Consider the following 18958-nt stretch of genomic DNA (forward strand, 5'->3'; position numbering starts at 1 on the left):
ATCACCGGCCCAGCGCCTGCCGCGCGGCGGGCAGCGCCAGCGCGGTCCACAGCGCGTACATCGCCGCCGACGGATGCAGGCCGTCGTCGACCAGCATCCCGGCCTCGCCGCCGCGGGCGCGACTCACCGGGGCGATGTCGATCCAGTGCGCGCCGGCGCGTGCGGCCTCCTCGCGGCAGACCGCGTTGAACGCGTCAACCTGCGCGCCGACCAGGCCGGCATCGCGGGACTGGGCGAAGGCGAACGGGGTCACGCCCCAGTCGGGGATCGCCAGCACCAGCACCCGCCGCGGTTCGCCGCCGGCGAAGGCGACCGCCCGCTGCAGCAACGCGGCGAACTGGACGCGGAACTCGTCCAGCGGCCGGCCGCGGTACTGGTTGTTGACCCCGACCAGCAGGCTGACCAGCGCATGGTCGTGGCCGATCGCCGCCTGCGAGTGCGCGCTGTCGATGCCCGCATCCAGTTCGTCGGTGGTCCAGCCGGTGGTGGCGATGATCCGCGGATCGGCGACCGCGATGCCTTCGCCACGCAAGGCGGCGGCCAGCTGCACCGGCCAGCGCCCGGCCGGCTCGACGCCTTCACCGATGGTGTAGGAATCGCCGAGTGCCAGGTAGGCCGGTGCGGCGGCGGAGGTCGGATCGGCCGTGCCGGTCATCGCGCGACGGGTCGTGCTCAGGCCGCCGCGGTGCGCGACTTGGCCTTCAGCGGCACGACCTTGGTCGCCGCTTCGGCACGGCGCGCCAGCGCACGGTCGATACGCCCGAACACCTCGCCCATCACCCCGGCCTGCGGCAGCAGGGTGACGCGGAAATGGTCGCGGTAGGGCACGTTGAAGCTGGAGCCGGGCACGATCAGCACGCCCTCGGTCTCCAGCAGCTCCAGCGCGAACTGGTGGTCGTCGAAGCCGCGCGCGGCCGGGCCGACCACCGAGGGGAACGCGTACAGCGCGCCGGCCGGTTCGACCAGGCGCAGGTGCTCGCTGGCCGCGCAGGCCTCGATCACCGCGCGCCGGGTCTCGTACAGGCGCCCACCGGGCGCGCACAGTTCGCTGATCGTGTCCGGGCCGTTGACCGCCGCGGCGATCGCGTACTGGCCGGCGACGTTGGCGCACAGGCGCAGGCCCGACAGCAGGTCCAGCGCGTTGCGGTACTCGGAGGTGCGCTCGCGGGTGCCGGTGAGCACGGCCCAGCCGACCCGCCAGCCACAGGCGCGATGGACCTTGCTCAGGCCGCTGAAGGTGATGCACGGGTGGTCGCCGGCGATCGGCGCCAGCGGCTCGAACGCGGCGCCGTCGTACAGCACCTGGTCGTAGATCTCGTCGACCAGCAGCAGCAGGTTGTGGCGCTGGGCGATGGCGACCAGGCGCTCGAGCAGCTCGCGCGGGTAGACCGCGCCGGTCGGGTTGTTCGGATTGATCAGCACGATCGCGCGGGTGCGCGAGGAGACCAGGCCCTCGACCTCGACCGGGTCGGGCAGGAAGCCGTTCTCCGGCGCGCAGCGGTAGTACACCGGGCGGCCGTCGTTGAGGATGGTGGCCGCCGACCACAGCGGGTAGTCGGGCGAGGGCACCAGTACTTCGTCGCCCGGATTGAGCAGGGCGCGCAGGGTCATGTCGATCAGCTCGGACACGCCGTTGCCGACGAACACCCGGTCGCTGTCCACGTGTGGCGCGTTGCGCGCGCGGTAGGCCGAGGCCAGCGCCTCGCGCGCGGCCGGCAGGCCGAGCTGGTGGGTGTAGGGGTCGGTGTGGTCGATGTCGTCGATGATCGCCCGCTGCAGGTGCGCGGGGGCGCGGAAACCGAACGCGCCGGGATTGCCGATGTTGAGCTTGATCAGCGTGCGTCCTTCCGCCTCCAGCGCATGCGCTCGCCGGGCCAGTTCTCCGCGGATCTCGTAGCGGACTTCTGACAGGCGCTCGCGGACGCTGAGCGGTTTCTCGGTGGACATGGCGGCACGCCGGCGGGGGGTGGGGAAGAGGTTCGCATGGTAGCGAAAAAAGCGCCCGCAAGTGCCTGTTGCCATTGGGGACGGCACGGCCGCGCCGGCGCGATCTGTTTCTGTCGCAACGGAGCCCGGGCCGGGCCGCGGATGGGGGGGCCGCAGGCCGGTGCGCCCATTCCGCGCCGCACAGCCATCACCAAGGCGTTATGTCGGCCACGCAACTCCTGATCACTGCGCCGCGGACGCTGGCCTATGCTCGCCAGCGCGCATGCATCCGTACTCGAATCGTCCCATCCTGGAGGCAACCCGATGACGTCCACTCCCCGCGCGCTCCTGCGCACTGCCGCGTTCGCCCACGCGGCGGCCTGGCTGTTCGCTCTGGCCGGGTTGTCCGCCGTGCCGGCCGCACGGGCGCAGGACGACGCGATGGTCCCGATCGCGATCCCGGCCCAGCCAGATGCCATCGAACTGGGCACCGGTGCCTTGCCGGGGGCCGGCACCGCCGAGTCGTGGCATCGCCAGTACGAGAGGGTCTTCGCGCGCAACGTCACCGTGGCCACCCTGACCCCGTTCCTGCCCGACCCGGCCAAGGCCACCGGCACCGCCGTGATCGTCGCCCCGGGCGGCGGCTTCCGCACCCTGTCGATGGAGAACGAGGGCTGGGACGTGGCCCGCGCGCTGGCCGACCGAGGCGTGGCCGCGTTCGTGCTGAAGTACCGGCTCAACCAGACCCCGGCCGACATGGACGCCTTCGCGCAATCGATGCGCGAGATGTTCGCCGGCGGCCCGCCACGGCGCCCGGATCCGGCCGAGGCGATCGCCGGCCTGGGCCCGCAGATCGCCGATGCCCGCGCCGCCTTCGCGCTGGTGCGTGCGCGCGCCGACGAGTGGGGCGTGGATCCGCAGCGGATCGGCATGGTCGGTTTTTCCGCCGGCGCCATGCTGACCATGGCCACTACCCTGGCCGGCGAAGAGGCCAAGCCGGCGTTCATCGCCAACATCTACGGCCCGCTGGCGCCGGTGGCCGTGCCGGCCGATGCGCCGCCGCTGTTCATCGCCCTGGCCGCCGACGACGGCCTGTTCGCCAACAGCGGCTTCGGGCTGGTCGAAAGCTGGCGCGCGGCCAAGCGCCCGGTCGAGTTCCACTTCTACGAGCAGGGCGGGCACGGCTTCGGCATGTACCCGAAGACCACCACCAGCACCGGCTGGTTCGATGCCTACGTGCGCTGGCTGGCCATGCACGGCCTGCTCGATCGCGACGGGCGCGCCACCGCCGCCGCGGACTGAACCACCGCCCGGGGCAGCCGGCAGGTCGGCGTGCCTGCCGCCGGACCCGCGTGCGTGACACGGCACCTGTTCGTACGAGGGGGCAGGGCGTCGGTCCGTTCCGCTGGGTTCGTCGCCCGGGGCTGACTACAATGCGCCAATGACGCCTGCCGCCCCCGACTACCCCTCCCTGCGCCGCATCGGCTGGCCGTGGGTGGGCGAAGCGGAGGACACGGACTGGCAGGCGCTGGCGGCGGGCCATCCCGGCGCCCGCCCGGCGCGGGTGAGCGAACAGCACCGCACCGGCTACGTGCTCGCCGACGCCCCCGACACGGGTTTCCGCGCCGAGTCGCCGCCGGAATGGCAGCGTCGCCCGGTATTCACCGCCGACGGCATCCCACTGCACGAACGCGCCGCGGTCGGCGACTGGGTGCTGCACGACGGCCGCCGGATCCTGGCCCTGCTGCCGCGGCGCAGCGCGATCAAGCGCGCCGCGGCCGGCGAGCACTACCAGCAGCAGGTGATCGCGGCCAATGTCGATACCGCGTTCGTGGTCTGCGGCCTGGACGCGGACTTCAACCCGCGCCGGATCGAGCGCTACCTGCTGCTGGTCGGCGGTGGCGGCGTGCAGCCGGTCGTGGTCCTGACCAAGGCCGACCGCGAGGGCGCCGACGTCGACAGCGCACTGGCCGCGCTGGCCGACCTGCGCGCGCAGGGCGTGCCGGTGCTGGCGCTCAACGCCAAGGACGGCGACGCGGTCGCCGCGCTGGCGCCGTGGCTGGCGCCGGGGTGCACCGCGGTGCTGGTCGGTTCCTCCGGCGCGGGCAAGTCGACCCTGACCAACAGCCTGCTCGGCGAGGAACGCATGCGCACCAGCGCGGTGCGCGAGCACGATTCGCGCGGCCGCCACACCACCACCCACCGCGCGCTGATCGCGCTGCCGTCGGGCGCCTGCCTGATCGACACCCCCGGCATGCGCGAGCTCAAGCCCACCGGCGAGGAAGAACTCGCCGACGGCGGCTTCGCCGACATCGAGGCGGTCGCCGCGCAATGCCGCTTCAGCGACTGCGCCCATCGCAGCGAACCGGGCTGCGCGATCCGCGCGGCGATCGAGGCCGGTGCGCTGGACCCGGCGCGGGTTGCCAACTACCTCAAGCTGCGCGACGAGATCGCCGGCGCCGCCGACCGCCTGGCCACCCGGCTGGCGCAGAAGTCCGACGCGCGCGTGCAGAACAAGGCGCTGCGCAAGCGCATCGACGAGAAGTACCCGCGCCGCTGACGCGCGGCCGGGCGGCTACTCCGCCGCAACGCAGGTGCGCGGCGACTCGCCGGCCAGGGTCAACCTGCCGTCCTCCATGCCCTTGGTCCACAGCTCGTTGCCCTGGGCGTCGGCGTAGCGCGCACCGGAACCCGACACCGCCAGCGGCAGGGTGAGGACCCGGTCGCCGATGGCCAGGGCAAGCGGCTCGCCAGCAGAGTTCCCGCGCGGGCGTTTCCCCGCCGTGAATGCCGGCCGGCGGACGGCTTGGCTAGACTGGCTGCGACCTCCTGCGCCAGCGTATGCCGATGCCCCTGCCCATCCGCGTGGTCGCTTTGCCCCTCGCCGGCCTGCGAGCCCGGTTGGCCGGATGAGCGGGCCCGCCATCATGACCGGCGCGCCGCGCGACGTGGTCCACCACGCCGCGCTCGACGCGCGCATGGTCGAGGCGGTGCGCGACATCCGCCTGCTGGCGCTGGCCAGCTGGCCGGCCCGGGTCCAGGTCAGGTTCCTGGAGCGCTGGCATCGCGGCGTGGCGGCGTTGCCGGAGGTCGCCTATCGGCCACTGGACTTCAGCGCGCAACGGCGCGAACTGGACGCGATCGCCATCGCGGCCGAGCCCGGCCATCCGCTCGGCGACTACCTGCGCGAATCCGCGGCCAGCTGGAGCCGCGCCGCCGCACTGCTGGAGGTGCTGGGCACGGCGCAGGCCTGCACCGAGTCGATCGCGCTGTTCGGCCGCCCGGACGAGGTGCTGCCCGGCGACGGCCCCACCGCACGCGAGGCCGCGGGGCACTTCATCCAGATCGCCAGCGAGCTGGACCACGAGCTGCTCGCGCCGCAGGAACAGGTGCCGATCTCGGCGACCGCGCTGTCGCTGCAGTTGCAGCGCGACCTGGACGGGTTCTTCGGCGCGCGCGTAATCACGGTGGAGCTGGATCCGGAGCTGATCGCCAAGGCCGCCGCCGGGCCGTCGCGGATCCGCCTGCGCGCCGGCGCCGCCTTCAGCGATTACGACCGCCGCCAGCTGTTCCACCACGAGGCGCTGGTGCACTCGCTCACCGCGATCAACGGCCGCGAGCAGCCGCACCTGCGCAGCCTGGGCCTGGCCTCGCCGCGGGTCACCGCCACCCAGGAGGGCCTGGCCACGTTCGCCGAGCAGATCACCGGCAGCATCGACATCGAGCGCATGAAGCGGATCAGCCTGCGCATCGAGGCGGTGGCCATGGCGCTGGAGGGCGCCGACTTCCTGCAGGTGTTCCGCTACTTCCTCGATGGTGGGCAGAACGAGGCGGAGAGCTTCGTCTCGGCCCAGCGCGTGTTCCGCGGCGTGCCGCTTACCGGCGGCCACGCCTTCACCAAGGACACCGTGTATCTGCGCGGGCTGATCGGCGTGCACACCTTCTTCCGCCGCGCGCTGCAGCAGGACCGGCTGCGCCTGTGCCGCTGGCTGTTCGCCGGCAAGATGACCCTGGACGACCTGGTCCGCTTCGAACCGCTGTTCGATGACGGCACCCTCGCGCCGCCGCGCTGGCTGCCGCCGTGGGCGCACCGCGCCAGCGGCCTGGCCGGCATGCTCGCGTTCTCGCTGTTCGCCAACCGCATCCGGATGGACCGGATCGCCGACTGCCCGCTGGATTGACGTCAACCGCGGCGGCGCGCGTGTCCTTGTAGGAGCCCATCCTCATGGGCGAGGGTGCCGCCCGGTCCGCGACGGCATCGCCAATGCGGGGCGTCGCCGGGTCGCCGATGAATCGGCTCCTACAAACAGCGCGGCGCTGCGGACCTCCCTGCAGGCGCCGCAGTGCCCACGTCCTCGCCGGCGCGTCGGTGCCGGTGCGCATGCCCCTGGCGGCGCGTACGCCCCCGTAGGAGCCCATCCTCATGGGCGACTACACGGGAAGCGTGGCGGTGCGCGATTGGTTGCGCGGCGTGCGCGTCCCTGTAGAAGCCCATCCTCATGGGCGACCGCGCCGCCCGGTCCGCGAGCCGCTCCCCCTTTGCCAGTGGCGCCGGGTCGCCGACGAACCGGCAGGAGCAGCGTGATCACGCCGGCCGCTTGTACGCCACGCAGTCCACCTCGACCTTGCAGTCCACCACCATCCGCGATTCCACGCAGGCGCGCGCCGGAGGGTGCTCGCCGAAGTAGTGCCGGAACACGTTGTTGAACGCGTAGAAGTCGCGCGCATCGTCCAGCCACACCCCGCAGCGGACCACGTGCTCCGGACCGTAGCCGGCCTCGGCCAGGATCGCCAGCAGCGACTGGATCACCACGTGCGCCTGCTCGGTAACGTTGCCGGTGACCAGCTCGCCGTCGCGCATCGGTACCTGCCCCGACACATACAGCCAGCCGTCGGCCTGCACGGCGCGCGAGAACGGCATGTGCTGCCGGCCCTGGCCGGTGCCGCCCTCGGCGCCGTAGCGGATGATGTCGCTCATGGATCGTCTCCTGGGAACGGAAGGAAGTCAGCGCGGCGCGAGGAAGCGGCCGTGGCGCCCGGTAGCCACGGCCTGGCCGTCGTAGGCGCGGCGGCCGTTGACCCACACCGCGTGGATGCCCGCGGCCGGCTGCACCGGATCGTGGAAGTCGGCCACGTCGCGCACCGTGGCCGGGTCGAACAGCACCAGGTCGGCGGCCATGCCGGCGCGGATCACACCGCGGTCGTGCAGGCCGAAGCGCGAGGCCGGCAGGCCGGTCATCTTGTGCACGGCGGTGTGCAGCGGGAACAGCCCCGCATCGCGCACGTAATGGCCGAGCACGCGCGGGAAGGTGCCCCACAGCCGCGGATGCGGGCGCGGGTCGCGCGGCAGGCCGTCGGAACCGATCATGGTCAGCGGGTGGGCCAGGATCCGGCGGACGTCCGCCTCGTCCATGCAGTGGTAGACCGCGCCGGCCGGCTGCAGCCGCCGGGCCGCGCCGACCAGCGTGGTGTGCCAGTCGGCGGCGATATCGGCCAGCAGGCGGCCGCCCTGGTCCGGATGCGGGTCCGACCAGGTGACCAGGATGTCGTAGTCGCCGGTCACCTGTTTCAGGTCCAGGGTCGAGGAACTGGCCGCGTAGGGATAGCAGTCGCAGGCCACGTCGTGGCCGTCCGCGCCATGCTCCAGCGCGGCCAGCACTTCGCCGCTGCGGCCCCAGTTGTCCACGCCGGCGCACTTGAGGTGCGAGATCCGCACCGGCGCGCCGCTGTGGCGGCCGACCGCCACCGCCTCTTCCATCGCCGGCACGATCCGCGCGAACTCGTCGCGCAGGTGGGTGGCATAGGCATGGCGCCGGCCATCCAGTTCCTCCGACAGCGCCAGCACCTCGCTGTCCGGGGCCTGCAGCGCCGAGGCGTAGGCCAGGCCGGTACTCAGCCCAAGCGCGCCGGCGTCCAGGCTTTCGCGCAGTTGCGCGCGCATGGCCGCGATCTCCGCCTTGCTGGCGGCACGGTCGAGGCGGTCCATGTGGTTCTGGCGCAGCGCGGTGTGGCCGACCAGCGCGGCCACGTTCACCGCCGGGCGCGCCGCCTCGACCGCCGCGCGGTAGTCGGCGAAGCGCGGATAGGCGAACTCTTCGTCGGCGCCGAGCAGGTTCATCGGATCCGGGACGCCGCCACCACCGCCGCCACCCGCGCCGCCGCCCGGCCGCACGGGGCTGGCGCTGATCCCGCAGTTGCCCACCACCACCGTGGTCACGCCCTGGCTCAGCTTGGCCGGCATCGCCGGCTGGCGGATCACTTCCAGGTCGTCGTGGGTGTGCACGTCGATGAAGCCCGGGGCCAGCGCCAGCCCGTTGCCGTCGACGGTCTCGCCGGCGCTGCCCTCGACCGTGCCGACCGCGACGATGCAGCCGTCGCGCACGCCGACATCGACGACCGCGCCCGGCGCGTCGCTGCCGTCGTACACGCACGCGCCGCGCACGACCAGGTCGTAGTCATGGCGGGCAGGGGAGCGCTTGCGGCCCACGTCAGTCCCCCAGCGGCAGGCGTTCGTCGCCGCCGCCGCGCCAGTTGTCCAGCGCCAGCTTGGTCCGGCGCAGCCGCTCGCGGTTGCCGGCCGCATCGCACAGGGCCACGGTGGTGGCCAGCACGTCGATCGCCAGCAGCACCGCGTAGCGCGAGGCCGAGGGCTTGAACACGAAATCGGTCTCGTCCAGCACCAGCGGCAGCAGCCATTCGGCCTGCGCGGCCAGCGGCGTGCCGGCGCGGGTGATCGCCGCCAGCCGCGCGCCGTAGCCGCGGGCGATTTCGAGTGCCTCGCGCAGTTCCGGGTTGAGCCCGCCCACCGACAGCGCGACCACCACGTCGCCCGGCTCCATCGCCGCGGCGAGCATGCGCATGGCCACCGCGTCGCTGCAGGCGGCGGCGGGAAGGCCCAGGCGGGTGAGCCGGTGCTGCAGTTCCTGCGCGAACACCGCCGAGCTGCCGCCCATGCCGAACACGTGCACGCGGCGCGCGCCGGCCAGCGCCTGCGCCAGCGAGCCGACCACCGGCTCGGCCAGGCCGGCCAGGTTGCGGCGCACCACCGCTTCGACGTCGCCGGCGATCTGCGCGTGCAGCGCCGGCAGCGGCGGCGCGTCGGCCTGCTCGAGGAAGCGCCGGCCGACCGCGCCGGCCTCGGCCAGGCGAGCGCGCAACTCGCGTACATGGGCGCAGCCGACCGCCTTGGCGAAGCGCGACACGGCGGCCACGCTCACCCCGGCGCGCGCGGCCAGCTCGCCCACGCCCGACTGCGCCGCGGCCGGGATGTCGGCCAGGATCGCATCGGCGACGCGCCGCTCCACCGGGCTGAAACCGTCCAGGCGCTGGCGCAGCTGGTAGACGAAATCGTGCACGGTCACGCGCCCAGCACCGTCGCCAGCAGCGCGGTCAGCGCCAGTGCGACCAGCGATACCAGCGTCTCCAGCACCGTCCAAGTCTTGAACGTCTGCGCCACCGACATGTTGAAGTACTCCTTGATCAGCCAGAAGCCGCCGTCGTTGACATGCGACAGGATCAGCGAGCCGGCGCCGGTGGCCAGCACCAGCAGTTCCGGGTGCGGGTAGCCGGCGGCCAGCGCGATCGGAGCCACTATCCCCGCGGCGGTGCTCATCGCCACCGTCGCCGAGCCGGTGGCAATGCGCATCAGCGCGGCCACGGTCCAGCCCATCAGCAGCGGCGACAGCTCGAAGCGCTGCGACAGCGCGGTGATCTCCGCGGCCACGCCGGTCTTGACCAGGATCCCGTTGAGTCCGCCGCCGGCGCCGACCAGCAGGGTGATCGCCGCGGTCGGCGCCAGGCACTCCTGCGAGAACTTCAGGATCTGCTCGCGGTTGAAGCCGCGCATCAGGCCCAGGGTGACGAAGCTCAGCAGCGTGGCCAGCAGCAGCGCCACCACCGAATTGCCGAGGAAGCGCAGCCATTCGTTGGCCTGGGTGCCCGGCGTGGCCAGCACGTCGGCCCAGCCGCCCAGCAGCATCAGCCCCACCGGCAGCAGCAGGGTGGCGACGGTGATGCCGAAGCCGGGCAACTGTTCGTCCGGCACGCGGCCGTGGCCTGCGTCCAGCAGTGCCGCTTCCATCGGGTTGTGCGCCGGCAGCCGTACGCGCGGGGCGACGAACCTGGCGAACACCGGCCCGGCCAGCGCCGCGGTCGGCAGGCCGACCAGCAGCGCGTAGAACACGGTCTGGCCGACGTCGGCCTGGTATTCCTTCACCGCCAGCATGGCCGCCGGATGGGGCGGAACCAGCCCGTGCACCACCGACAGTCCGGCGACCATCGGCAGCCCGACCAGCAGCAGCGGTACTCCGGTGCGGCGGGCGACGTTGAACACGATCGGCACCAGCAGCACGAAGCCGACCTCGAAGAAGATCGGAAGCCCTATGCCGAACGCCACCAGCATCATCGCCCAGTGCACGTTCCTCGGGCCGAACCACGCGATCAGCGTGCGCGCGATGCGCTCGGCGCCGCCGGACTCGGCCATCATCTTGCCGAGCATGGTGCCCAGCGCCACGATCAGGGCGATATGGCCCAGGGTGCGGCCCACGCCCTGCTCGTAGGCAGCGACGATCTCGCCGGCCGGCATGCCCGCGGCCAGGGCCAGGCCCAGCGACACCAGGGTGAGGGTGATGAACGGATTGAGCCGGTAGCGCGCGATCAGCACGACCAGCGCGCAGATCGCGATCGCGGCGTAGAGCAGCAGCAGGCTTCCTGGGGTCATGCGGGATCGCTCATGCAGGCTCCGTCAGAAGCAGGTGCGCACCGCGCCGGTCACCCGCCAAGCGTCGTCCACGCGCAGCAGGTGCCGCCACTTGTCGAAGGTCAGGCACGGATGGGAGATGTCGAAGCACAGCAGGTCGCCGACCTGCAGGTCGTCATCGGCGGCCAGCTCGAGGAACGCGTGCTGGTCCATCATCGCGCCCAGCCGCCAGTGCGCCGGCGCGTCGCGAGGCGCGTCGTCGCCGGCGCGGTAGTGCAGCGCCGGCAGCGGCAGGCCGGCGTCGAACGCCGCGTCGCGCTTGCCCAGGCCGACGATGGCCCGGCCGGGCTCGGGCCGCGATTGCACGCAGGCCCACAGCTGCAGCGCCGGGCGCAGGCCTTCGGCCATCTGCCGTGCCACCGGGTTGGAGGCGTGGATGCGCGCGTCGGCTTCGCGATACGCGCCCACGTCGTGGGTGAGATAGCAGCCCGGGCGCAGCAGCACGCGCACGCCGGGGTCCTTGGCCAGCACGGCGAATTCCTCGGCGACCACGTCGTACCAGGCCGAGCCGGCACCGGAGAGCAGCACCTGCTCTTCGACAAACGCGCCGGCCTCGCGCAGCGTCTGCACCGTGGCGACCGTGCGGCGGAGCAGGGCGCGCACGCCGGCTTCGTCCTTGAGCACGCCTTCGTAGGTTTCCACCCCGACCAGCGCCAGCGACTGCGGCCAGCGGGCGACGGCCGCGACCACCTCGCGCGCCTGCGTGTCGTCGCGCACGCCGGTGCGGCCGCCGGCCACCCCCACTTCCAGCAGCAGCCGCAGGCGCTGACCGCGATCGGCGAAGAACGCGCCCAGCGCATCGGCATTGGCCGCCGAGTCGACCAGGCAGCAGAACTCGAACCCCGGGTCGGCCAGCAGGCCCGCGACAATGGCCATGTTGGCGCGGTCGACCAGCTGGTTGGCCATCAGCACCCGGCGCACGCCGTGGCGGCAGGCATCGCGCACCTGCGGCGCGGTCGCCAGGGTGATGCCCCAGGCGCCGGCCTGCAGCTGCATCGCGAACAGCTCCGGGCTCATGGTGGTCTTGCCGTGCGGGGCCAGCTCGACCCCGTAGGCGGCCATGAACCGGCGCATCCAGTCCAGGTTGTGGGCCAGGGCCGAGTCGCGCAGCACCGCCACCGGCAGGCTGACCTCGCCCTCGAGGATGCGCCAGCCGGCCGCGGCGACTTCCTTGGCGTCGAACACCGCCTGGCCGGCGCCCAGGCCCTTGCCGGCCAACTCACCGCCCGCCGGCTGAAACAAATTATCGTGTTGCATCCCGATCCGGCCCGTGGCCCCCGCCTTCCTGCCCGCAACCTATGTACCACGTCGCACAGGGGCTGGAAAACTTTTTCATACGAGAGGCGCGCGGACCGCGCCACGCCGCCCCGCACCATCCGGGCCGGTAGCCGCCTGCAACCGGTGTCACCCCCTTGCCGCAACCGCCTGTGCCGATTCCGTCAGCCCGCGCGGCGGCCACAGCCGGGACCCCGCCAGCGGGGTCCGCGTAGAATCCCGTGCCTGCCCCTCGCCGTGACGGACATGTCCGAACAAGAAGACTTCAAGCAGGCCGCCCTCGACTACCACCGCCACCCGCGCCCCGGAAAGATCAAGGTCGCCCCGACCAAGGCGATGCTCACCCAGCGCGACCTGGCGCTGGCCTACTCCCCCGGCGTGGCCTACGCCTGCGAGGCGATCGTCGAGGACCCCAGGCAGGTCAGCGAGCTGACAGTCCGCGGCAACCTGGTGGCCGTGGTCACCAACGGCACCGCCGTGCTCGGCCTGGGCAACATCGGCCCGCTGGCCAGCAAGCCGGTGATGGAAGGCAAGGGCGTGCTGTTCAAGAAGTTCGCCGGCATCGACGTGTTCGACATCGAGATCGACGAGAACGACCCGGACAAGCTGGTCGACATCATCGCCTCGCTGGAGCCGACCTTCGGCGGCATCAACCTGGAGGACATCAAGGCGCCGGAGTGCTTCATCGTCGAGCGCAAGCTGCGCGAGCGGATGAATATCCCGGTGTTCCACGACGACCAGCACGGCACCGCGATCATCGTCGGCGCCGCGGTGGTCAACGCGCTGCACGTGGTCGGCAAGAAGATCGAGGACGTGAAGCTGGCCACCACCGGCATGGGCGCCGCCGGCGTCTCCTGCGTGGACATGCTGGTCTCGCTGGGCCTGAAGCCGGAGAACATCACCGCCTTCGACCGCGGCGGGGTGATCCACACCGGCCGCACCGACCTGGACCCGGACAAGCAGCGCTACGCGCGCGACACCGAGGCGCGCACCCTGGAGGAGATCGTCAAGGGCGCCGACGTCTTCCTCGGCCTGTCCGCCGGCGGCGTGCTCAAGCCCGAAATGGTCGCCACGATGGCGGACAACCCCATCATCCTGGCCCTGGCCAACCCCTACCCGGAGATCCTGCCCGAGGACGCCAAGCGCGTGCGCCCGGATGCGGTGGTCGCCACCGGCCGTTCGGACTACCCGAACCAGGTCAACAACGCGCTGTGCTTCCCGTACCTGTTCCGCGGCGCGCTGGACGTGGGCGCCACCGGCATCAACGAGGCGATGAAGGTCGCCTGCGTGCACGCGATCGCCGCGCTGGCCCGGCGCGAGGCTTCCGACCTGGGCAGCGCCTACGGCGACGACATCCCCAGCTTCGGCCGCGAGTACCTGATCCCGCGCCCGTTCGACCCGCGTCTGCTGGTCGAGCTGTCCTCCGCGGTGGCCCAGGCGGCGATGGACTCGGGCATTGCCGAGCGCCCGATCGAGGACATGGCCGCCTACCGCGAGAAGCTGGGCCAGTTCGTCTACCGCACCAGCCTGATGATGAAGCCGGTCTACGACCGCGCCCGCGCCGACAAGAAGCGCGTGGCCTACGCCGAGGGCGAGGAGGAGGTGGTGCTGCGCGCGGTGCAGACGGTGATCGACGAGGGCGTGGCCTTCCCGATCCTGATCGGCCGCCCGGAGGTGATCGAGAGCCGGATCCAGCGCCTGGGCCTGCGGATGAAGGCCGGCGTCGACTTCGAGATCACCAACCAGGACGACGACCCGCGCTTCACCGAGTACTGGCAGCACTACCACGCCATCACCGAGCGCCGCGGCGTGACCGTGCAGGCGGCCAAGAACCTCATGCGCTCGCGGCCCACCCTGATCGGCTCGGTCATGGTCGCCCGCGGCGAGGCCGACGCCCTGCTCACCGGCGTGGTCGGCCGCTTCCACAAGAAGCTCGGCTACGTGCGCAGCGTCATCGGCCTGGACCCGGGCGTGCAGTCCACCGCCGCCATGACCGGGGTGATCAACAACCAGGGCGTGTGGTTCTTCCTCGATACCCACGTCCAGGACGACCCCACCGCCGAGCAGATCACCGAGGCCACCCTGCAGGCCGCCTACCGGCTCAAGCTGTTCGGCATCGAGCCGCGCGTGGCCCTGCTGTCGCACTCCAACTTCGGCAGCCACGAGACCCCCGGCGCGCTGAAGATGCGCCGCGTGCGCGAGCTGCTGCTCAAGCGCGTGCCCAAGCTCAATGTCGATGGCGAGATGCAGGGCGACACCGCCTGGGACGAGCTGCTGCGGCAGAAGATCATGCCCAACAGCACCCTCAAGGGCCGCGCCAACCTGTTCGTGCTGCCCAACCTGGACTCGGCCAACATCGCCTACAACATGGTCCGCGTGGTCACCGAGGGCGTGGCCATCGGCCCGATCCTGATGGGCATCAGCAAGCCGGTCCACATCCTCACCTCCAGCGCCACCCCGCGCCGGGTGCTGAACATGACCGCGATCGCCGCGGTCGATGCGCAGATCCGGGCGCAGATGGAGGGGGAGCGGAAGGGGTGATGCGGATCAGGGATTTCCGACCCCGGATCCGGAGTCGGACTATCCCGCCGGCGAGGCGCTTGTGCGATAGGTAGGCGGCCGGCCAAGCCGGCCATGCGGACCAGGGTGGCCCGTCATGCATACAACCAAGGAGTGGATGTCATGCGTAGTCTTTCTGCAGTCGAGCTCTCGGAAGTTTCGGGCGGTGAACTCACCTGTACCGTTACGGTGTCGGCGAATCCTTCCGCGTCATGCACTGGCTCTGAATCGGACTGGATCGCTGCCGGTGCGAAGGTGTACTACTTCCTGGCTGCCAGTCCCTTTACGGTGCCCGGCATCATTGAACGCATCAAGTAACCAACCCGAGGAAGAGCGTTCGCGCTCTTCCTCATTTCAGTTTCGATGGCCCTCGATGCCAGAGGCCGGCTCGCGAAGCCTTGCCTGGTGCTATGTGCTGGCTGGCGTTGTGGCGACCATCGTGGCTGGAGGGTTGATTGCTTTAGGCGAAGCTTTTCAGGTTGCCGGTGCAAAGCCTCTAGCCGAAACTTCGATCGCGATACTCCTCTTCATGTTCTTTCCGGAAAAGAACGTCGCGTCGTGGACGGTAAAGCGCGTTGCGGCGCTATTTTCTATAGGTTTGTGTTTGGCATTGTTTTGGGTATTCGCATTTGCATGGGGTAGGACGAAGTTTCCTGATCTTCCGGAAGGTAGCGAGCTGGCTATTGCTGTTGGCCTTATCAGCTCAATAGTCACGGCACCCATATTTGAGGAGAAGGTCGTTAGGCATCTTCTGCTGCGTGGCGGAGCGGCACTGTCGAACCATTGGATCTCCGCATTTCTTGTTTCATTGGTTTTTGCCTTGGTTCACAAGGATGCAATCCTATGGTCGTTCTTGGTCTCGTTGGTGCTCTGCTGGTTAGCGCTGGAGAAAGGGATTGGTACGTTGCAGCGCGCCCTTGTGCACAGCGTAATTAATGCCTTGGTAATGACTTGGTACTTCAGCGGTGGTTTCGGATTCTTCACTTGAAGTTGAGCCGTAGAAACGTGATCTAAGAAAGAGGATGAATGATGACAAGGACTGTCATCCTCCAGGCCGAGCCCGCCGAATGCGGACTGGCCTGCCTGGCCATGGTGGCCTCGCACCACGGGATGGTGCTGCCGCTGCGCGAGTTGCGTCGCCGTTTTCCGCTTTCGCTCAAAGGCGCCAGCCTGTCGCGGCTGCTGGATGTCGCCGGGCGGCTGGGGTTGTCGGGCCGTGCGTTGCGGCTTGAGCTGGGCGAGCTGGCGCAGTTGCGCACGCCATGCCTGTTGCACTGGGACCTCAACCACTTCGTGGTCCTCGAAAAGGCGAACGGCCGCGGCGCCTCGATCATCGATCCGGCGAGCGGCAGCCGGCGCGTCTCCGCCGAGGAGCTTTCGCGCCATTTCACCGGGGTGGCGCTGGAGCTGTCGCCGGCGGCCGGGTTCAAGCCGGAGCGGCAGCCCCTGTCGATCCCGCTGCGGCATCTTGCCGGTCCGGTATCGGGCTTCTGGCGCGCGCTGGCCGTCGTATTCGCGCTTTCGCTGGTGCTGCAGATATTCGTCCTGCTCGCGCCTTTCTTCATGCAATGGGTGGTCGACCAGGTGCTCGTCGCGGGCGACCGCGACCTGCTGGTGGTGCTCGGAATCGGCTTCGGCCTGTCGGCGTTGCTCCAGGTCGGCACGGGTGCGCTGCGGGGCTGGGCGGTGCTGGCGCTGTCCATGCAGCTGGGCATGCAATGGACGGCCAGCGTGTTCGCGCATCTGCTCCGGCTGCCCCTCGGCTACTTCGAGAAGCGCCACGTCGGCGACGTGGTCTCGCGCTTCGGCAGCGTGCAGGCGATCCAGCGAACGGTCACCACCGGGTTCGTCGAGGTGGTGATCGACGGCATGATGGCGGCCGCCACCGTGTCGATGCTGTTGCTGTACAGCCCCCGGCTGGCCCTGGTCACGCTCGTGGCCGCGTTGCTGTACCTGTGCATCCGGCTGCTGGCGTTCGGTGCCCTGCGCGAGGGGACCGAGCAGCAGATCGTGGCGGCGGCGCGCCAGGAAGGCCACCTGCTGGAGACCCTGCGCGGGATGCAGTCGGTCAAGGTCGCGCGCTGCGAGCCGGTCCGCCAGTCGGCCTGGCTGAACCTGATGGGCGAGACGGTCAATCGGGAGGTGCGGCTGGCGCGCATGGGCATCGGCTTCCAGGCCGCCAGCCAGCTGGTGTTCGGCATCGAACGGGTGGCGGTGATCTGGATGGGGGCGCTGCTGACGCTGGATGGCGCGTTCTCGGTCGGCATGCTGGTGGCGTACCTGGCCTACAAGGACCAGTTCGCCCAGCGGGTGGCGGCATTGATCGACCGCGGGGTCGAGTTCCGCATGTTGCGCCTGCACGGCGAGCGCCTGGCCGACATCGTGCTGGCCGAGCCGGAGTCCGACGGTGGCCTGCCGGAATCCGGGACGCCGGCGGATGCGGCGATCGAGGCGGTCGGGCTCGGCTTCCGCTATGCCGAGGGCGAGCCATGGGTGCTGCGTGACTGCAGCTTCCGGATCGGCGCGGGCGAGTCGGTGGCCATCGTCGGTGCCTCCGGCTGCGGCAAGACCACACTGGCCAAGCTGCTGCTGGGGCTGCTGCCGGCGACCGAGGGCGGAATCCGCTGGGGCGGCATCGGCATCCGGCAGCTGGGCAGTGCGTCCTACCGGAAGCTGGTGGCGGCGGTGATGCAGGACGACCATCTGTTCGCCGGCAGCATCGCCGACAACATCGCTTTCGGCGACGAAGACGCGGACCCGCTCCGGATCGAGGAAGCGGCCCGGCAGGCCGCCGTGCACGACGAGATCGCCGCCATGCCCATGGGCTACCACAGCCTGATCGGCGACATGGGCACGACCCTGTCCGGCGGCCAGAAGCAGCGCGTGATCCTCGCCCGTGCCCTGTACCGGAAGCCGCAGTTGCTGGTGCTCGACGAAGCGACCAGCCACCTCGATGTCGGGCGCGAACGCGAAGTCAACGAGGCGGTCCGGCGCCTGCAGCTGACCCGCATCATCATCGCCCATCGCCCCGAGACCATCGCCAGCGCCGATCGGGTGCTCGAGCTTCGCGATGGCCGGATCTGCGAGAGGCCCCGCAGGGATGGCCTCGCTGCCGCCACCGCGCCGGCCATGGAGTCCGTCGGCGGGATCGGCTCGTCGATCGTTGGCCTGCCGGCATGAATGCGCCGCTCTTCCGTCCGGAGGTCGTACAGGCGCGGCGACAGGACTGGCTCGGCAGGATCTCCCTCGCGCAGCCCATGCCGGTGTGGGTGGGAGCCGTGTTCGCGCTGCTGGCCGCGGGAGCGGTCGCATGCCTGCTCCTGTTCGGGGAATACGCGCACCGCTCGCGCGTGGGTGGCCAACTGGTGCCGGACCTGGGCGTGTCCACGATGGTCGCCCCGACGTCGGGCATGGTGGGCCGGATGACGGTCGAGGAGGGCGCCAGCGTCGCCCGCGACCAGGCGCTGGTGCAAATCGACCTGCCGCGCGTCGCCGCGAGCGGTGCCGATGCCCACACCGTCATCGGCCGTGGGCTGGACGATCGCGATTCGTCGAGCGCGCAGTTGGCGCAGGCCCAACTCGCGCAGCTGGCGGTCCAGGAGCAGGGCCAGCATCGCCAGCTGGCGATGCTGCGCACGGAGCTGGGCCAGGTGCGCGCGGGCATCGCCACGCGCGACGCGCAGGTGCGGCTGGGACGCGAGACCGCCGACCGCTACCGCGAGGTCGCCGCCTCCGGCTATGTCAGCGTGGTGCAGGTGCGCCAGCAGGAACAGGCGATGCTGGAGATGCTCAATGCGCGGCAGGTGCTCGAACGCCAGGCCACTGCGCTGGCGCGCGAGATCGCCGGGCTGGAGCAGGCGCTGGCCGGGCTGCCGGCCCAGCGCGAAGCCATCGAGGCGACCGCGCGACGCGAACACGCGTTGCTCGCCCAGGAGCGTTACCGCCATGAGGCCGACGGTGGCGTGCTGGTGAAGGCACCGCTGGCGGGCCTGGTCGCCCATCGCTTCGTCGAGCCCGGCCAGGCGGTGCAGGCCGGCCAGCCGTTGCTGAGCCTGTTGCCCGAGGGCGCGCGATTGCAGGCCCAGCTGCAGGTGCCCAGTCGTGCGATCGGGTTCATCCGGCCGGGTGACCGCGTACGGCTGCGCTACCAGGCCTATCCGTTCCAGAAGTTCGGCCACCAGGGCGGGCGCGTGGCCCGCATCTCGCGCAGCGCGGTTCCCCCTGTCGCCGGCGCGCCGTCGTCCGAGCCGCACTACCGGATCCTGGTCGCGCTGGACCGCCAGGATGTGCTGGCCTACGGCAGGCCCGAACCGCTGCGCCCGGGGATGCTGCTGGAAGCCGACATCCTCGGCGAGCGCCGCAAGCTCCACGAATGGCTGCTGGAACCGCTGTACTCGCTGCGCGGCGGCGATGGCGTGGCCGCAGCTCGCCATTGAGGTG

Annotated in this window: 15 protein-coding genes; 7 read left to right on the plus strand and 8 right to left on the minus strand. The window is 71.0% G+C overall.

What is annotated here, in order from left to right; genetic code table 11:
- Position 1: 1 nt before the first annotated feature.
- On the minus strand, positions 2 to 655 hold the full coding sequence (locus ABKA19_RS03405; RefSeq protein WP_353687654.1) for an SGNH/GDSL hydrolase family protein: 654 nt from the start codon (positions 653 to 655) through the stop codon (positions 2 to 4).
- 17 nt (positions 656 to 672) lie between these two features.
- Complete coding sequence (locus ABKA19_RS03410; RefSeq protein WP_353687655.1) at positions 673 to 1947, minus strand: pyridoxal phosphate-dependent aminotransferase; 1275 nt, start codon at positions 1945 to 1947, stop codon at positions 673 to 675.
- 303 nt (positions 1948 to 2250) lie between these two features.
- Here ABKA19_RS03410 and ABKA19_RS03415 point away from each other — a divergent pair, with 303 nt between their 5' ends.
- On the plus strand, positions 2251 to 3228 hold the full coding sequence (locus ABKA19_RS03415) for an alpha/beta hydrolase (protein ID WP_353687656.1): 978 nt from the start codon (positions 2251 to 2253) through the stop codon (positions 3226 to 3228).
- A gap of 139 nt (positions 3229 to 3367) precedes the next feature.
- Positions 3368 to 4486 carry a ribosome small subunit-dependent GTPase A gene (rsgA, locus tag ABKA19_RS03420; RefSeq protein WP_353687657.1) on the plus strand — a complete coding sequence of 373 codons (1119 nt, stop codon included), beginning with the start codon at positions 3368 to 3370 and terminating at the stop codon, positions 4484 to 4486.
- A 15-nt stretch (positions 4487 to 4501) separates the two neighbouring features.
- Here rsgA and ABKA19_RS03425 read toward each other — a convergent pair whose 3' ends face one another.
- Positions 4502 to 4927 carry an MliC family protein gene (locus ABKA19_RS03425; RefSeq protein ID WP_353687658.1) on the minus strand — a complete coding sequence of 142 codons (426 nt, stop codon included), beginning with the start codon at positions 4925 to 4927 and terminating at the stop codon, positions 4502 to 4504.
- On the opposite strand from ABKA19_RS03425, the gene ABKA19_RS03430 reads away from it, so the two are divergent.
- Positions 4836 to 6107, plus strand: a complete 1272-nt coding sequence (locus tag ABKA19_RS03430; protein ID WP_502945695.1) for a flavohemoglobin expression-modulating QEGLA motif protein — start codon at positions 4836 to 4838, stop codon at positions 6105 to 6107. The two genes, ABKA19_RS03425 and ABKA19_RS03430, sit on opposite strands and share 92 nt — an antisense overlap.
- A gap of 404 nt (positions 6108 to 6511) precedes the next feature.
- Here ABKA19_RS03430 and ABKA19_RS03435 read toward each other — a convergent pair whose 3' ends face one another.
- From ABKA19_RS03435 to ABKA19_RS03455, 5 genes are read right to left on the minus strand one after another with little or no spacing between them, the layout of a single operon-like run.
- On the minus strand, positions 6512 to 6904 hold the full coding sequence (locus ABKA19_RS03435; protein ID WP_353687660.1) for a RidA family protein: 393 nt from the start codon (positions 6902 to 6904) through the stop codon (positions 6512 to 6514).
- A gap of 27 nt (positions 6905 to 6931) precedes the next feature.
- Positions 6932 to 8413, minus strand: a complete 1482-nt coding sequence (locus tag ABKA19_RS03440) for an N-acyl-D-amino-acid deacylase family protein (RefSeq protein WP_353687661.1) — start codon at positions 8411 to 8413, stop codon at positions 6932 to 6934.
- A 1-nt stretch (position 8414) separates the two neighbouring features.
- Entirely contained in the window at positions 8415 to 9287 is an 873-nt protein-coding gene (locus ABKA19_RS03445) for a MurR/RpiR family transcriptional regulator (RefSeq protein WP_353687662.1), read from the minus strand.
- Positions 9284 to 10645: a GntT/GntP/DsdX family permease gene (locus ABKA19_RS03450; RefSeq protein WP_353687663.1), complete on the minus strand. Its 1362-nt coding sequence runs from the start codon at positions 10643 to 10645 to the stop codon at positions 9284 to 9286. The genes ABKA19_RS03445 and ABKA19_RS03450 overlap by 4 nt, the downstream gene beginning before the upstream one ends.
- 24 nt (positions 10646 to 10669) lie before the next feature.
- Entirely contained in the window at positions 10670 to 11941 is a 1272-nt protein-coding gene (locus ABKA19_RS03455) for an amino acid deaminase (RefSeq protein WP_353687664.1), read from the minus strand.
- Between the two features lie 264 nt (positions 11942 to 12205).
- Between ABKA19_RS03455 and ABKA19_RS03460 the strand changes: the two genes are divergently transcribed.
- The 4 genes from ABKA19_RS03460 to ABKA19_RS03475 all read left to right on the plus strand — a co-directional run bounded on the left by ABKA19_RS03460 (position 12206) and on the right by ABKA19_RS03475 (position 18954).
- A complete protein-coding gene (locus ABKA19_RS03460) occupies positions 12206 to 14500 on the plus strand; it encodes an NADP-dependent malic enzyme (RefSeq protein WP_353687665.1) in 2295 nt (764 codons plus the stop codon).
- A gap of 391 nt (positions 14501 to 14891) precedes the next feature.
- Positions 14892 to 15506, plus strand: coding sequence for a CPBP family glutamic-type intramembrane protease (locus ABKA19_RS03465; RefSeq protein WP_353687666.1), 615 nt, complete (start codon positions 14892 to 14894; stop codon positions 15504 to 15506).
- A 41-nt stretch (positions 15507 to 15547) separates the two neighbouring features.
- A complete protein-coding gene (locus tag ABKA19_RS03470) occupies positions 15548 to 17698 on the plus strand; it encodes a peptidase domain-containing ABC transporter (protein WP_353687667.1) in 2151 nt (716 codons plus the stop codon).
- Entirely contained in the window at positions 17695 to 18954 is a 1260-nt protein-coding gene (locus tag ABKA19_RS03475) for an HlyD family secretion protein (RefSeq protein ID WP_353687668.1), read from the plus strand. Before ABKA19_RS03470 ends, ABKA19_RS03475 begins: the two co-directional genes overlap by 4 nt.
- Positions 18955 to 18958: the final 4 nt, after the last annotated feature.

This window comes from Pseudoxanthomonas sp. Soil82 (assembly GCF_040446535.1).
Classification (GTDB): domain Bacteria; phylum Pseudomonadota; class Gammaproteobacteria; order Xanthomonadales; family Xanthomonadaceae; genus Pseudoxanthomonas; species Pseudoxanthomonas kaohsiungensis.